Here is a 14,803-nt window from a genome sequence, read left to right as displayed (position 1 = left end):
GTTGAATGAATCTAGCACGTCAACATTTTCTTAAACATAGTGCTAAAGCGGCAGCCGAAACGGCTGCTGAGTTTGGCACTATGGAGTCGCAAACGGCTTATGAGTTGCAATTAACGCAGCTTAATAATGACCGTCGACGACTTAAACAAATTCAGTCCACCGAAGCAAAAATTCAGCTCAAGCAAGGGTTGGTTCCAACTTACTTACCTTATGTAGATGGAATTATAGAAGCCAATACTGGCGTCCAAGATGAAGTTTTTATGACACTTTTGGTTTGGTGTATCGACACTGGGAATTATGCCAAAGCACTAGAAATGGCAGAATTTGCGCTATGGCACAACATGATCATGCCTGATCGTTTTGAGCGGAAGACGGCTACTTTGGTGACTGAAGAAATTGCTAACGCATTTTTGAAGCAGTTGAAAACCAATGTTGAAGTTGAAATTGGGGTACTGCAGCAGCTTGAGCAACTTGTCCTTCATACAAAGTTTGATGAAAAACTTCCAGACATGCCTGATCAAGTTAAATCAAAGCTTTTGGTTGCTTTAGGCAAAGCAACGATTAAACAGATCCAAAGCAAAGATGAACCGAGTCAGTCAGATATTGCATTTGCTCAAGAAGCACAAGCATATCTTGAACGCGCAATTGAACTGGATGACAAGTGTGGTGGTAAACAGGATTTAAAAACAGTGGAGACATTGTTGAAAAAGTTCCCACCAGAAGTAGAAAAACAAGCTGAACCTTTGCTCAATGCAAACGGTTCACAAGTCGTGGATGACCAGGGCGACCTGCAGTTCAAACCGACATAACCGAGTGCCCACGCACCGCATGGGCGAACAATGGTGATGTCATTACACTGTAATACTCATTAAAACCATTGTTCCCACCCATGCACTAACAAAAACAACGGCAGGGGATAGCATGGGATTCGTCGCAAATGGCAATTACACACCAAGCCAAATCCAAATCAAAAGTGACCCGTTTTATCCGATTATTGTTTTGGATCAAATCCGAGAAATTGTCCGTATTGATAGCGCAGTTACGAACGAAAGACTCAAGCAAGCAATTGTCGAAGAAGTGCTCGACACCAACCGATTATTAGTATCACTCAAAGCCAAAGCAGGGGCTTTGTCTGAGCTATCGACAACCCAAATCAATGATCAACCTGATACAGACTTTTTATATTTGTCTGCAGTGGCCAACGGTGTCGCAGCAAAAGTAAATGAGAATTATAGAAACTATGACAGTTCAAACTCTGGGGCAAAAAAAGCTGAGCAAGTTGAATGTACAGTCGATGATTATCGTCGTAACAAGCAATGGGCGATTCAGCATTTATTAGGTGAGAACCACACAGTCGTGGAGCTGATATGAGCAAAACCATCATCGCTATTCAAAACGACACTGTCGACAGCATTTGTTGGCGTGAATACGGACGCAGTGCTGGTGTTGTGGAAATGGTGCTCGAAGCCAATCCAAGTCTAATCGAGCATGGCGTTTTTATTCCGATGGGGACGGAAGTCATTCTGCCTGATATTGAAACACCACAACAAACAAAACAAACCATCCAGCTATGGGATTAAAAAATGGCAGAACCAACAACACCAGTAACTATTGCAACTTTGAGTGCGGTTTCATTATTTCCATTTATCAATGGCAACGCATTGTTAGGGGCAGTACTTGGGGCAGCATTTATTGCCACATTTGAAAAAGATTTAAATCCTTATCAACGTATCCGAAACATGCTTCTTGCAACGGGTATTGGTTATATCAGTGCTCCATTAATTACTGAACACACATTTTTAAAAACAGATGCAGTCGCAGCGCTTATTACCTCGACCCTTTGCTTGTTCATTCTAATCAAAGTGGTGGATTGGGTTAAGTCAGCCAAGCTGTCTGACATTCTGAGCATTTTCCGAGGTGGGAAACCATGATCGAACTTATCTTTCAATGGATCGCAGTCTTAGCCTATTTATTATGCGGATTTCGTATTGCTTGCTTCAGCCACGGTGGAAACTTCCATCGTGGTTATTCATGGTTAGCAACTGTTTTAATCGGATCATTTTTAGGCCAGTCCATTCACATTTTATTTTTCAAAGACCCTGTGACCTTGTGGGATGCCATCTTTGCAGTACTTCTTGGGGTACTCATCTGGAGATCCAAAGGTAATGTGGCCAAACTTATTTGGAGTACGACTCAATGATTCTTAAATATGGTGCTCGAGGCGATGAAGTCGTCTTAGTTCAGAAAAAACTGAAAGAGCTTGGTTATAAAGGCCAAACAGGTAAGCCTCTCAGTACCGACGGCATTTTTGGTGAAAGTACAGAGTTTGCCGTCATTCAATTCCAAAAAAGCAAAGGCATTTTGGTCGACGGAAAAGTCGGGGATAAAACCCGCGCTGCACTTGCAGGTTCTGATGTTAGTAAGTTGCTCAAAGACAGCGACTATATTGACGCAGCAAAACGTCTAAAAGTATCTGAATTGACCATCCGTGTCTTTGGTGCTGTGGAAGGACGTGGGGTAGGTTTTTTAAAAAATGGTAAAGCCAAAATCCTATTTGAACGTCATCGCATGTACTTCTACTTAGGGCAGTTTAAAGGCAAGTCCTTTGCCAGTTTACAAGCACAAACATGCCCAAGCATCGTAAATCCTAAAACGGGTGGCTATAAGGGAAATGAAGCGGAATACACCCGCTTGCGGTTAGCTCAAAACATTCATCCTGAGTCTGCCTTGATGTCATGTAGTTGGGGGCAGTTCCAAATTATGGGTGAAAACTGGAAAGAATTAGGATACGAATCCGTTTTCGATTTCGAGAAACAAATGCAAACCAGTGAATCCTTACAGCTTGAAGCCTTTATCCGCTTTATTGAATGGAAAACTGGCACAGTTGGCGGAAAAAAAGTTTCATTATTAGAAGCCTTACGTGCAGAAGAGTGGACAGCAGTTTTCACGCTTTATAACGGTCCAAACTACAAAAAGCTCGGTTACCAAGCCAAGTTCCAAAAAGAATGGGATCACCTTGAGCCAATTTATGGAGCAAAGCAAGTCGCATGATGCCACTATTTAGCCTAAGCATAAATCTAGATTTGGTCTTGGCTTTAGAGCAAACGGAACTTGCTCGAGCACAGTGTTCAGCGAAGGTGGATTCTATTATCAAAATTCAGGATCAAAACAATGAGAAAGCCCAATAGTTTAAAAAGTCACTTACTCAGTGCGGTGAAAGAACTCCAGCGTGATCCTGATCGTTTGTTGATTTTTACAGACAAAGGTAATGTACGTTGCACTAAGGCAAATGGCCTTTCATTTGAATATGTCTATGAAATCAATTTAATCCTAACCGACTTTGCAGGGGAGCTTGATGCAGTCATGCTGCCTTTGTTCGATTGGGTGCGCACGCATCAACATGAGCTGTTGGTGAACACTGAAAAATCGAAAGAGGCATTTAAGTTTGAGACTGAAATACTGAGCAATCATACAGTCGACCTTTCTTTAACATTTCCTCTAACTGAACGGGTGATTGTGAAACGTCAAGGCGATGGCACACTCGATATTTCTTTTCCCGATGAACCTCAATATGAAACTGCGACTGAACCTAAGCCATTCAAAATGATCGATCATAAGACGGGTGAAGTCTTGGCTGAGTGGATGTCTGCGCCACCTGAAAATCATTACTTTGGGCCCTAATTGATGGCAGAGCTTCAGGCACTAAACGATTATCTTGCTCCATTGCTTACCAAGTTAAGCGATGCCGAGCGACGAAAATTAGAAATGAGTATTGCCCGCAAAGTTCGGGCATCACAAAAGACCAGGATAACGCGACAACAAAATCCCGATGGCAGTGCTTTTGTGCCTAGAAAAAAACGACTAAGGGACAAGAAAAATAAAATCAAAAACAAAATGTTCAATCTTATTAAAACTTCAAAATATATGAAGATTGAACGAACCTCTGAAGGGGTGGCTATTGGCTTTATGAACAGAGTGGCCAACATTGCCCGGGTTCACCAATATGGTTTAAGAGATCGAGTTGAAAAAGGTGGACCGACTGTAAAATATGACAGCCGAGAGATATTAGGTTTTACACCTGCAGAGTTGGAAATGATTGAATCTGATGTTCTAGACTATTTTTCTAAATAATCTAAATCATTTGTATATAACTCACATACAAAAATAATGACATGCATAAAACGGTGGACTGAATAACGATTGCATCATGAATGCAGATCTAGCTCGTCGTCTTGAAAATATTATCCGCTTTGGACGAATCAAGACCATTAAACCGTCTCAACCTTATACAACAGTCACCGTCAATTTAGGCGAGATTACGACTGGAAATATTCGTTACCTAAATTTAAGAGCTGGCGCTGATAGAACGTGGGATCCTCCAAGCATTGATGAAGAAGTTGTCGTTCTCAGCCCTTCAGGTGTTTTAGACATGGGTATTGCTATAGCGGGCTTGAACAATGAAACCAACCCTGCACCATCAAGTGATCTCAATAAAGTGATTCGACTTTTTTCAGATGGCTGCATTCTTTCATACGACATACAAACTCATCATCTAGACGCTGTATTACCAGAGGGTGGCACATGTAATTTAACAGCAGATGTCAACATTACTGGAAAACTTACTGTCTCAGAAACGATTACTGCAGGTAAAGACATCTCGACAGATGCCGATGTAAAAGCTGGCAATATCAGTTTGAAAAATCATAAAACTTCTGGCGTTCAATCAGGTGGAAGTAATTCAGGAGCACCTGTTCCATGATCAATAAAAATAATGGCCAAACAATTAATACAGTTCAAGAGTCAATACAACTTTCAGTAGAGGACATCGTTACGACCCCTATTGGTAGTCGTATTATGCGTCGAACCTATGGATCACTGATGTTTGAATTAATAGATCAGCCCATTAATGATGCCTTGGTCTTGAAGTGCTATAGCGCGATTTATACTGCAATTTCAACTTGGGAGAGTCGCATTAACATTAGTCAAATTACACTTTCCAGTGTGAAAGAAAATGGCTTGGTTTTTGACATTGAGGGGGTCTATCAAGTTTCAGGACAAGAAATGAATTTAAGCATTCCATTAAATATGGGAGCACAAGCATGAGCGTAGATTTTAGTCAGCTTGCTCCGCCAGACATTATCGAAACATTAGATTTTGAAAACATCCTTGCCGAAAGGAAAGCTGATCTTATTGCGAGATTCCCTGCAGATCAGCTTTCCCAAATAACAGAAACACTAGACCGTGAAAGCGAGCCTTTGACTAAGTTTTTAGAGGAAAATGCGTATCGTGAAATGGTTTTAAGAAATCGAATTAATACCGCTTCACGGGCATTATTACTCGCCTACGCAACAAAAAATGATCTTGATCAAGTAGGGGCAAACTTTAATGTCAAACGTTTAACTATTAAGTCTGCAGACCTTTCTATTACACCACCAACCTTAGCTGTAATGGAGTCAGATGATGCCTTTCGAGAAAGGATTCAACTTGCTTTTGACACATTGTCTGTTGCAGGCCCTGAAGCAGCGTATAAGAAATTTGCCCGTGATGCCGATGGTCGTGTTGGTGATGTCTCAGTGGTTTCACCTCAACCTGCTTATATCACTTTAACCATTTTACAAGCGGATTCATTAACAGGATCTGCATCTCCAGAGTTGGTGCAAATTGTAGAAAATGCTGTCACAGCAGAGGACGTTCGTCCCATTGGAGATCGTGTCACTGTTCAATCAGCCGAAATCATTTCCTACGCCATTCAAGCCAAACTTTATCTTGGCAAAGATCCTGAAGCAGCAACGCTTTTACAACAGTCGATTGATAATGTGACGACCTACGCGACCAAACAGAAACGACTGGGTCGATCCATTCGGTTGTCTGCAATTTTTGCGGCATTGCATGTTGATGGTGTGAACCGAGTTGAATTAATGAGCCCTGTAGCCGATGTTGTATTAACTCCAGCTCAAGCAACCTATTGCACCAATATTGAAATTTCTATTGGGGGGATTGAATGAGCCAATTACTTCCCCCCAATAGCACCACTTTTGAAAGGAATGTCACTGAGGTTGCAGCACAAAATTGTGCTTTGCCTGTTGAAATAAAATCATTGGCTTCGATTGATGAGGCTCCAGATTCATTCCTTTCTTTTCTTGCATGGCAATATTCTGTTGATTCATGGGATACCAATTGGCAACCCTCATTACAACGTCAGCTTATTAAAAAGTCATTTCGACAACATCAAATAAAGGGCACACGTACTGCCGTTCGAGAAGTATTGGCACAGTTTGGCTACCAATGCATTTTTCAAGAGTGGTTTGAAACCAATCCAGTTGGAACACCAGGAACGTTCACTTTAGAGCTTGAGCTCAATGGCCTAGAACTAACAGAAGCTACTTATGCCGAAGTAAACAGACTGGTGAAAGATGCCAAACCTGCCAGTCGCCACCTCACCAATTTAGTTATTAATGTTCAACCAGTCTGTATTCCACGAGTTGCTGTTGGCACTCATGGTGCGGAAACAGTCACCATTTATGTCGAGTAGAAAATGGCAGCAACCTATAAAGGTCTTTTGACCAATAACGGTAAAGCGCTGATTGCCAGTGCAACCCTTAATAATAAAATCAACTATTCACATATTGCTGTAGGTGATGGGAACGGATCTGTCCCCAATCCAAGCGAAACAAGAGCAGCTTTGGTAAATGAAAAAGCACGTATTGCGCTTAATGTGGTAGAGATCAACCCAAACAATACCAATCAGATTATTTGTGAAGCTATTATTCCTTCAAATCTGGGCGGATTTTACATTCGTGAATTAGGACTTTATGCGGGTAATACACTGGTCGTGAATGCCAGTTATCCACCGACCTACAAGCCCTTAGCGGATGAAGGCGGTGCACGGGAAATTGCGCTCAAACTGGTAATCAATATCCAAAACGCAGAGGTCATTGCCCTGTATTTAGATGATTCTTTAATTTATGCAACACGGTCTTGGGTCAATACCAATTATATCCGTCGAAATGAATTGGTCGATAACCTCACCACCAATGATTCAACCAAGCCCGTGTCAGCTCGCCAAGCCAAAATTTTACAAGAGTCAAAGGTACAACTTGATAATTCACCGACCTCTCAAGGTGCTTACGTTTCTTGGAATAAAAGTGAGGGGCAAGGAGAAACAGACTTTATTAACCATCGTGGTTTAGGCGCTGGCGGGTTCCGTTTTTACAATGGTGACAACGATAAATTTAATTTAATTGCATATATTGATGGTAGCGGTACATTCACTCCGTTAAATGGCATGAGTGGCAATGCTTCAACAGCAACCCAACTTAAAACCGCGCGAAAGATTAACAATATTGAATTTGATGGCTCAAAAGACATCACCATTAAAGATGATACAAAGCTACCTGTATCGGGCGGGGAAATTACAGGCGACTTAGCCATTGGTGGCACCATCACTGTTTCAAATGTTGGCGATCAAACGGGTGCATTTAAGAAACTGATTCAGGCTTACACCACAACAGATGGCGGGTATTTGGCTGTAGGTAACACCGGGCAAGACAGAGGTTTTGTTGAAATCGGGACCACAGATGACAATGATGCCGAGATCTATGCAACCCAACGAGATGCATCAAGCAATATTCTTCGTAGAGCCACTTTATTGGATGGTGTGGGGAATACACTTTTTCCTGAACACGTATATGCCAAGACATTTAATGGTGGCTTGAATGGCAACTCGTCTACAGCAAGCAAATTACAAACAGCTCGAGACATTAGCTTTTCAGGTGCAGCGACAGGATCATTCAATTTTGATGGCTCTACCAATGCGTCCTGCATTCTTACCTTGGCCAATTCAGGTGTGGTGGCGAGTACTTACGGATCAACGCTAAAAATTCCTGTGCTTACGGTCAATGCCAAAGGTCTGATCACAGGAGTGTCAGAGCAGAACATTCCGATGGTTGACGACCTAACCACGGATGATGGAACTAAACCCCTGTCAGCCCGACAAGGTAAAAAATTACAGGATGAAAAGTTCCCGTTCGCTGGAGGCACTTTATATGGAAGTATGAGAGCGATTACTCTTTCTGCAAATGGTCAAGCGGATTACACACCATCACAACAGGGGGCGTATTTATCCTGGAACAGAACCAGTGGATTGGGTAAAACTGACTTTATTAACCATAAAGGCGGTGGCGGTGGTGGTTTCGATTGGTGGAATGGCAATCAAGACAGTTACACTTCATTGATGAATTTAGATCCGAATGGTGTTTTGTATTCACTCGGTGGTTTTGCTGGAAATGCGAATACTGCAACCAAGTTAAAGACACCGAGAACTATTTTTGGTCAGACATTTGATGGTTCAGATCATGTGAGTGGGACGGTGACAGCCTCTACAGGTATCGTGCAATCCGATGAATATCACTATATAGATATGGGCCGTAATGGTCTTGATCGGATGAATTTTTATAGTTATGGGGCTACATATAATTTCGTAGATACGCAGAATGGGAATATCGTTGCACGTTTGACATCTACAGGGATCGACTGTAATTCAGCTACAACAACTAAACTCAAAACCGCTCGTAATATTGCGCTTTCTGGAGCAGTTATAGGTAGTGTCAATTTTGATGGTTCAGGCAATGTTGAAATCATTACAACGCCTAATACAAATAGTTTAAGAATTGTAGAGGGCAATGGTTATACTATTACCTATGATGATTCTCGTCGAATTGCGATTATCCAACTTACCCTTTGGACAAACCTCAGCATTAATTCGCAAACAATTGCTGAAGCAAGTGCGAATAACCGCTATCAAATTTATTCACTCCCAATCACTCTGAAGAAACGTCTTTCAACTGATATCCAACTAAGTGAAGAGGGTGCAACCGCAAATTATAATGATGAATCATCAGAATGGTTAAGGTATGCAATGCAAGATGGTTATAGAGGATATGATGCTGCATCAAAACTATTTGTACGGTTCAGACGTTGGAGCGGTAGTGATGGTGAGCCTGTATCTGCTAGCGCAACAATTGTGGGGATTTTTTAATGAGTGAACTTTATTATTTTGTAAATATTGAACAGCAATCTTTAGATATTCGTATAACTGAAGATTTACTGGATGATCAAGAAATTACTCAAGAAAAGCATAATCAACTGTTCATAGCGTTAAATAATCAATGTGCGATTCTTGAGGATTTAACAGTATCTGAGCCATGTCCTTCAGCGCACCATGTTTGGGATGGGGCGAATTGGGTCGACAAACGAACTGAAGAAGAAAAGTATGCGACATATCTTACGCAGTTCACGCCTCTAACCCGTCGACAGTTCAAGCTGAGTCTACTTGAGAATGGTCTATTAGATACGGTAGAGCAGATGATTGGTGCAATTGAAGATCCAGTCCTCAAAAGTCGAATTCAGATCGAGTACAGTGAGTCTGAACGTTTTGAACGGACCAATGATTCAGTGCAATACATGCTTGGCGTACTTAATTTGAGCTCAGAGCAAGTGGACGACATTTGGCTTCATGCGATGACACTTTAAATTCTTTGTATATAACTCACATACAAACCTAAGCAACTGACAAATAATTTCCAATTTGTAAGCCTGTGATCTGAAAACATTACAACAGATCACAGGCTTTTTTATGGCTACAGATTCTTATCATCACGGAGTACGAGTCTTTGAACTCAATGAAGGTACTCGTCCTATCCGAACCGTATCTACTGCGGTTATTGGACTCATCGCCACGGGTTCAGATGCAGATGCAACAGCATTTCCACTGGATAAACCCGTATTAATTACCAATATTCAAGCTGCTATTGGAAACGCAGGTACACAAGGGACACTTGCACGTTCATTACAGGCCATTGTCGATCAGACCAACGCAGTCGTCGTCGTTGTTCGTGTTGAGCAAAAAGCCGATGAAGCAGAGCAAACAACTGCTGTAATTGGTGGAACGGTAAATGGCAAATACACAGGCATGAAAGCCTTATTGACGGCAGAACAACATCTAGGTGTAAAACCACGAATTTTAGGTGCACCAGGACTCGATACTGCAGCTGTTACTGCATCATTAGCTGGAATTGCTGAAAAGTTACGTGCGTTTAACTATGTCTCGGCACATGGTTGTGAAACCAAAGAGGAAGCAGTCGCTTATCGCGATGCGATTGGTTCACGCGAAACCATGATTATTTGGCCTGATTTTCTTGGTTGGGATACGGTCACTTCATCAACCAAAACCTTTGAAGCCACTGCACGTGCCCTCGGCTTACGCGCAAAAATTGACAATGATACTGGCTGGCACAAAACTTTATCAAACGTTGCAGTCAATGGCGTTACAGGTATTTCCAAAGATGTGTTCTGGCAACTTCAAAGCATGGATACCGATGCGGGTTATCTCAATAGCAATGAAATTACAACACTAATCCAACGTGATGGCTTCCGCTTTTGGGGTTCTCGTACTTGTTCAGCAGATCCACTTTTTGCTTTTGAAAACTCCACGCGTACATCACAAGTTCTTTCGGACACGATGGCTGAAGGGCACATGTGGGCAGTGGACAAACCTCTCCATCCAAGTCTGGCTCGCGACATTGTCGAAGGGATCAATGCCAAATTCCGTGATTTGAAAACGCAAGGTTACATCATCGATGGTGAGTGTTGGTTTGATGACTCAGTCAATAGTAAAGAAACCCTCAAAAGTGGTCGACTCATTTTGGACTATGACTACACACCAGTCCCACCACTGGAAGATTTAACCCTACGTCAGCGCATCACAGACAAATATTTGGCTGACTTTGCTTCACGTATGACAGCATAAAAGGATAAAAACAGCATGGCTTTACCCAAAAAATTAAAAATGATGGATCTGTTTAACGAAGGTAATTCCTACCTTGGCCAAACAGGTGAAGTCACCATTCCAAAGTTGGTCCGCAAGTTTGAAGACTGGCGTGGTGGTGGTATGAATGGCAACGTCAAAATCGATCTAGGCTTGGGTGATGACGCAACCGAGTTTAACTGGAAATTGGGTGGCATTGACGCACTCGTTATCGAACAATTTGGTGCTGCAACGGTTAGTGCACTTATGTTGCGTTTCACAGGCTCATATCAGCGCGATGACACAGGCGAAACTACAGCTGTCGAAATTGTGGTTCGTGGCCGTCATGAGGAAATCGACTTCGGAAGCCAAAAAGCAGGGGATGACACTGAAACCTCAATTAAGACTATTTGGTCTTATTACAAGTTATCGATTGATGGCATTGAGAAAATTTTGATTGATATTCCGAACATGATTGAACGTGTCAACGGTGTAGATCTACTTGAAAAACACCGTGCCAATATTGGCCATTAATTTTCCTACCCTTCTGTAGTCCAGTACTGCAGGAGGTTTTTTATATCCCATTTTATTTTAAGGAATGTTTACATTGAAAACTCCAGAGCAACAAGACAATACTGCAATCATTAACCCAGACATCCAAGTTATCCCTCTGGAAGTTCCTATCATGATGGGGACACTAGAAATCACCTCATTAGAAATTCGAAAACCTAATGTCACTGCCCTTCAGGGCGTGAAAATTGCCGACCTTTTAAATGGTGATGTCACAGCGATTTGTACAGTTATCCCTCGTGTATCCACACCAACATTGACCAAGTCACAGATTAATCAGCTAGAGCCGTCAGATCTTGCGCAAATTGGTGGGGCTTTAGTCCTTTTTTTGCAACCGAAATCAGTGCGTGCAGAAGTGTTACGCCAACAGTAGACGATGCAATTTCAAACATTGCGGTGGTGTTTCACTGGCCACCGCAAGCGTATGTCGATATGACGCTTTGTCAAATGATGCAATGGCATCAAAAAGCCATTGAACGAAATGGGTCAGATGCCGAATGAAAAAATTAAGATTAGAGGTTCTTTTTGGGGGGAGAGATAAACTTAGTCCTGCTCTTAAAATCATCGCTGGTAGCAGTAATGCTGCCAGTGTTGCTTTAAAAAAAACCAATGACCAATTGAAAGACCTTGAGCGTCAACAGAAACAACTAGCCACTTTCAGAAAGCTAAAAGAAGATGTTAAACAGGCATCAAATGAATTAGAACGACATAAAAAAACAGTTCAGTCACTTAAACAACAATTGGCCACCAATCCCAATTCGAAGCTTTCAGCAGAGTTAAAAAAAACAGAAGCGGAAGTGAAACGCTTAAATAAAGTTGTTGGAGAGGGTCTACCAAAGCTGATTCAACTTCGGCAAGAGCTCAATAATGCTGGATTAAAGTCAACAAATCTTGGACAGCACCAGGAAGAACTTAAAAACAAAATTAAGAGTACCAACACTGAGATTGATCGCCAAAGGAACCATTTAAAGTCCTTAAATAACCTGCAGACAAATAGCCAAAAATGGATGGGCCATACTCGGACTGCAGCCATGTATGGTGCGGGTGCAGCTGCAACAGGTGTGGGTGCTTTATATGCCATGCGTAAACCTATCGACGAAAGCAAACGAGTCGATGTTGAACAGAATCGAATTGCTTCATTGGGTCTAGGAAAAGATGCAACTGAAGAGGCAGTTAAATACGCAAGAGCCATGAAAACTTTTGGTACCAGTACACTCGACAATTTAACTTTAGTTCGAGATGGGGTAACTGCGTTCGCAGACGTGCATCATGCTCAAATGGTTGCACCTATGCTGGCCAAGATGAAATTTGCTAACGAGGCCATGTATGGAAATGAACATGGAGCTGAAAATGAAAAGAAATTCATGGACATGCTCAAAGTCATTGAAATGAGAAATGGCTTAAAAAGCGAAGCTGCATTTAAAGAACAAGCCAATATTATTCAGCAGGTCATCACAGCTACAGGTGGACGAGTTCAACCTGAAGAGTGGCTGAATGTGATTAAAACAGGGGGTATTGCTGCCAAAGGTTTTGACAACAAGGCATTCTATTACAAGCTGGAACCATTAGTACAGGAAATGGGTGGACATCGAGTCGGTACGTCTATGATGTCGGCTTATCAAAACTTATACCAAGGACGAACCACACAACGTGCTGCAAATAATTTAGATAAGTTTGATTTAATTGGCGATCGTACAAAGGTAAAACACAATAAAACGGGTGATTTGTCCTATCTTGATATCGGAGCTATTAAAGGCGCAGATCTGTTTAAAAAGGATCAATTTGCATGGATGGAGCAGGTATTAGTTCCAGCACTAAATGCAAAAGGGATTACTAAAGAAGGGGACGTGGTCGATGCGATCGGAAGTATCTTCTCAAACCGAACCGCATCCAATTTGTTTGCACAAATGTACCTGCAGAGAGAGCAAATTCATAAAAACGCCAAGTTAAATGCTGGTGCGTACAATATTGAACAGTTAGATACACAAGCCAAAGGAACTACAACAGGTAAAGAGCTCGAAGCACGCGCCAAGTTACACGATGCATATTTACGCTTTGGACAAACCATTTTACCTGTCTATACCAAGGCACTCGAAATTGCTGCAGGTGCTTTTCAAAGCTTCACAGGATGGATGGAAAAGAACCCAACTTTAGCTAAAGCATTTGGTATTGGACTATTGGTCATTGCAACCAGTTTAATTGCAATTGGTGGTGCGCTATTGGTTTTCTCACCACTGATTCTAGGCATGTTAAGCCTACGGCTGATCATGGCTTCAACTGCCACCAGTGGAACTGCTTTAGTGACTGCATTTAGTAAAGTCCCAACAGTATTTGGACTTCTACAATCTGCAATTTCAGGGATTGGTTCGGCATTTTTAACTGTTGGTCGCTTTATGATGGCCAATCCTATGCTCTTGGTATTTGCAGCAATTGCAGTTGCGGTGGTTGGAGTTGCTTATCTCATTTATAAAAATTGGGAGCCAATAAAGGCATTTTTTGTCGGTCTTTGGAATTCAGTAAAAAGTGCGTTCAACACGGGTGTGTCGTTCATTAAAGGAATTATTCAAAGTATTGATTCTACTTTCGCATCAAATCCTATTTTGAACCTACTTTTTCCCTTGATTGGTATTCCAAGGATGATCATTGCAAATTGGTCAAGTATTAGTGGTTTCTTTAGTGGACTTTGGGGGACGGTAGCATCCTTTATTGGCACATACGTTAACCAAATTTATGCAATTGTGAGTATTGGCTTTAACGCAGCCAAAATCTACATTTCTACGCTTTGGAATACTATTAAAAATGGGGTAGAGCTTGCATGGAAAGGTTTGTGTAATGTTTTTCTAGCAATTTCACCACTGCCTTATATCGTTAGTGCATTTAAATCCATTTTTGTATTTATGTCTGGGCTATCCGCTCAAATGCGTTCGATTGGCTCGAACATTATTCAAGGCTTAATTGATGGAATTAAATCAGGTTTTGAAAAGCTGAAAAGTATTTGGGCAACCATCAACAGCTACATGCCAGACTTTATGCGGAAAAAAATGGACATTCATAGTCCATCTCGTGTCATGGCAACATTGGGTGGTCACGTCATGGGAGGTATTGGTGTTGGACTTGAGCAAGGCTTTCCTGATCTCAAAGAAAAGTTCAATCAAGTATTAAATGTCTTTAACCCTAATTCCCATACAGCGCTTGAAAAAATTAATGTTGCACCTGCTTTAGCAAAAATAAACCCGGCTCAAAGACTTTCAGGATCATCCCGTGGCGATGTCATCGTACAAGGCGACACAATCACCATTCAGATCACTGCTGCACCAGGACAAAACATACAACAACTGCAAAACATGATTGAGGGCGTATTAAATCGTCGCGATCAGCAAAAGCAAGCGCGTGCTCGTAGTAGTTATAAGGATAATGAATAGGAATTTA

General features: G+C 41.7%; 20 protein-coding genes. All 20 read left to right on the top strand.

Going from position 1 to position 14,803, the window contains the following annotated elements; translation table 11 throughout:
- The first annotated feature begins 5 nt into the window (after positions 1 to 5).
- The 20 genes from gpM to B9T36_RS02175 all read left to right on the top strand — a co-directional run bounded on the left by gpM (position 6) and on the right by B9T36_RS02175 (position 14,796).
- Entirely contained in the window at positions 6 to 809 is an 804-nt protein-coding gene (gene gpM, locus B9T36_RS02265; RefSeq protein ID WP_086207955.1) for a phage terminase small subunit, read from the top strand.
- A 112-nt stretch (positions 810 to 921) separates the two neighbouring features.
- Positions 922 to 1,371, top strand: a complete 450-nt coding sequence (locus B9T36_RS02260; RefSeq protein ID WP_086207954.1) for a head completion/stabilization protein — start codon at positions 922 to 924, stop codon at positions 1,369 to 1,371.
- Entirely contained in the window at positions 1,368 to 1,580 is a 213-nt protein-coding gene (locus tag B9T36_RS02255; RefSeq protein ID WP_086207953.1) for a tail protein X, read from the top strand. Before B9T36_RS02260 ends, B9T36_RS02255 begins: the two co-directional genes overlap by 4 nt.
- Positions 1,581 to 1,583: 3 nt before the next feature.
- On the top strand, positions 1,584 to 1,931 hold the full coding sequence (locus B9T36_RS02250; protein ID WP_086207952.1) for a putative holin: 348 nt from the start codon (positions 1,584 to 1,586) through the stop codon (positions 1,929 to 1,931).
- Complete coding sequence (locus tag B9T36_RS02245) at positions 1,928 to 2,200, top strand: phage holin family protein (RefSeq protein WP_086207951.1); 273 nt, start codon at positions 1,928 to 1,930, stop codon at positions 2,198 to 2,200. The genes B9T36_RS02250 and B9T36_RS02245 overlap by 4 nt, the downstream gene beginning before the upstream one ends.
- Positions 2,197 to 3,051 carry an N-acetylmuramidase domain-containing protein gene (locus tag B9T36_RS02240; protein WP_086207950.1) on the top strand — a complete coding sequence of 285 codons (855 nt, stop codon included), beginning with the start codon at positions 2,197 to 2,199 and terminating at the stop codon, positions 3,049 to 3,051. The genes B9T36_RS02245 and B9T36_RS02240 overlap by 4 nt, the downstream gene beginning before the upstream one ends.
- On the top strand, positions 3,048 to 3,188 hold the full coding sequence (gene lysC / locus B9T36_RS19005) for an Rz1-like lysis system protein LysC (RefSeq protein WP_171264391.1): 141 nt from the start codon (positions 3,048 to 3,050) through the stop codon (positions 3,186 to 3,188). The genes B9T36_RS02240 and lysC overlap by 4 nt, the downstream gene beginning before the upstream one ends.
- A complete protein-coding gene (locus B9T36_RS02235; RefSeq protein ID WP_086207949.1) occupies positions 3,172 to 3,681 on the top strand; it encodes a phage tail protein in 510 nt (169 codons plus the stop codon). Before lysC ends, B9T36_RS02235 begins: the two co-directional genes overlap by 17 nt.
- Before the next feature lie 3 nt (positions 3,682 to 3,684).
- Complete coding sequence (locus B9T36_RS02230) at positions 3,685 to 4,131, top strand: phage virion morphogenesis protein (protein ID WP_086207948.1); 447 nt, start codon at positions 3,685 to 3,687, stop codon at positions 4,129 to 4,131.
- A 76-nt stretch (positions 4,132 to 4,207) separates the two neighbouring features.
- On the top strand, positions 4,208 to 4,759 hold the full coding sequence (locus B9T36_RS02225; protein WP_086207947.1) for a phage baseplate assembly protein V: 552 nt from the start codon (positions 4,208 to 4,210) through the stop codon (positions 4,757 to 4,759).
- Entirely contained in the window at positions 4,756 to 5,103 is a 348-nt protein-coding gene (locus tag B9T36_RS02220) for a GPW/gp25 family protein (RefSeq protein WP_086207946.1), read from the top strand. The genes B9T36_RS02225 and B9T36_RS02220 overlap by 4 nt, the downstream gene beginning before the upstream one ends.
- The gene (locus B9T36_RS02215; protein WP_086207945.1) at positions 5,100 to 6,005 is read left to right on the top strand and encodes a baseplate assembly protein; all 906 of its coding nucleotides are present in this window, start codon (positions 5,100 to 5,102) and stop codon (positions 6,003 to 6,005) included. The genes B9T36_RS02220 and B9T36_RS02215 overlap by 4 nt, the downstream gene beginning before the upstream one ends.
- A complete protein-coding gene (locus B9T36_RS02210) occupies positions 6,002 to 6,532 on the top strand; it encodes a phage tail protein I (protein ID WP_086207944.1) in 531 nt (176 codons plus the stop codon). Before B9T36_RS02215 ends, B9T36_RS02210 begins: the two co-directional genes overlap by 4 nt.
- Positions 6,533 to 6,535: 3 nt before the next feature.
- A complete protein-coding gene (locus tag B9T36_RS19195) occupies positions 6,536 to 9,037 on the top strand; it encodes a phage tail protein (protein ID WP_086207943.1) in 2,502 nt (833 codons plus the stop codon).
- On the top strand, positions 9,037 to 9,531 hold the full coding sequence (locus tag B9T36_RS02200) for a hypothetical protein (RefSeq protein WP_227556866.1): 495 nt from the start codon (positions 9,037 to 9,039) through the stop codon (positions 9,529 to 9,531). Before B9T36_RS19195 ends, B9T36_RS02200 begins: the two co-directional genes overlap by 1 nt.
- Before the next feature lie 103 nt (positions 9,532 to 9,634).
- Positions 9,635 to 10,807: a phage tail sheath protein gene (locus B9T36_RS02195; protein WP_086207942.1), complete on the top strand. Its 1,173-nt coding sequence runs from the start codon at positions 9,635 to 9,637 to the stop codon at positions 10,805 to 10,807.
- Between the two features lie 15 nt (positions 10,808 to 10,822).
- Positions 10,823 to 11,338: a phage major tail tube protein gene (locus tag B9T36_RS02190; protein WP_086207941.1), complete on the top strand. Its 516-nt coding sequence runs from the start codon at positions 10,823 to 10,825 to the stop codon at positions 11,336 to 11,338.
- 73 nt (positions 11,339 to 11,411) lie between these two features.
- Positions 11,412 to 11,747: a phage tail assembly protein gene (locus tag B9T36_RS02185; RefSeq protein ID WP_086208243.1), complete on the top strand. Its 336-nt coding sequence runs from the start codon at positions 11,412 to 11,414 to the stop codon at positions 11,745 to 11,747.
- Between the two features lie 23 nt (positions 11,748 to 11,770).
- Complete coding sequence (locus B9T36_RS19190; protein ID WP_228146955.1) at positions 11,771 to 11,875, top strand: GpE family phage tail protein; 105 nt, start codon at positions 11,771 to 11,773, stop codon at positions 11,873 to 11,875.
- On the top strand, positions 11,872 to 14,796 hold the full coding sequence (locus B9T36_RS02175; protein ID WP_086207939.1) for a phage tail tape measure protein: 2,925 nt from the start codon (positions 11,872 to 11,874) through the stop codon (positions 14,794 to 14,796). The genes B9T36_RS19190 and B9T36_RS02175 overlap by 4 nt, the downstream gene beginning before the upstream one ends.
- Positions 14,797 to 14,803: the final 7 nt, after the last annotated feature.

Source organism: Acinetobacter sp. ANC 4204, from assembly GCF_002135205.1.
In the GTDB taxonomy this organism is placed as follows: Bacteria; Pseudomonadota; Gammaproteobacteria; order Pseudomonadales; family Moraxellaceae; genus Acinetobacter.
The sequence above is the reverse complement of the archived record's forward strand: the minus strand, read 5'-3'. Positions and strand labels throughout refer to the sequence as shown.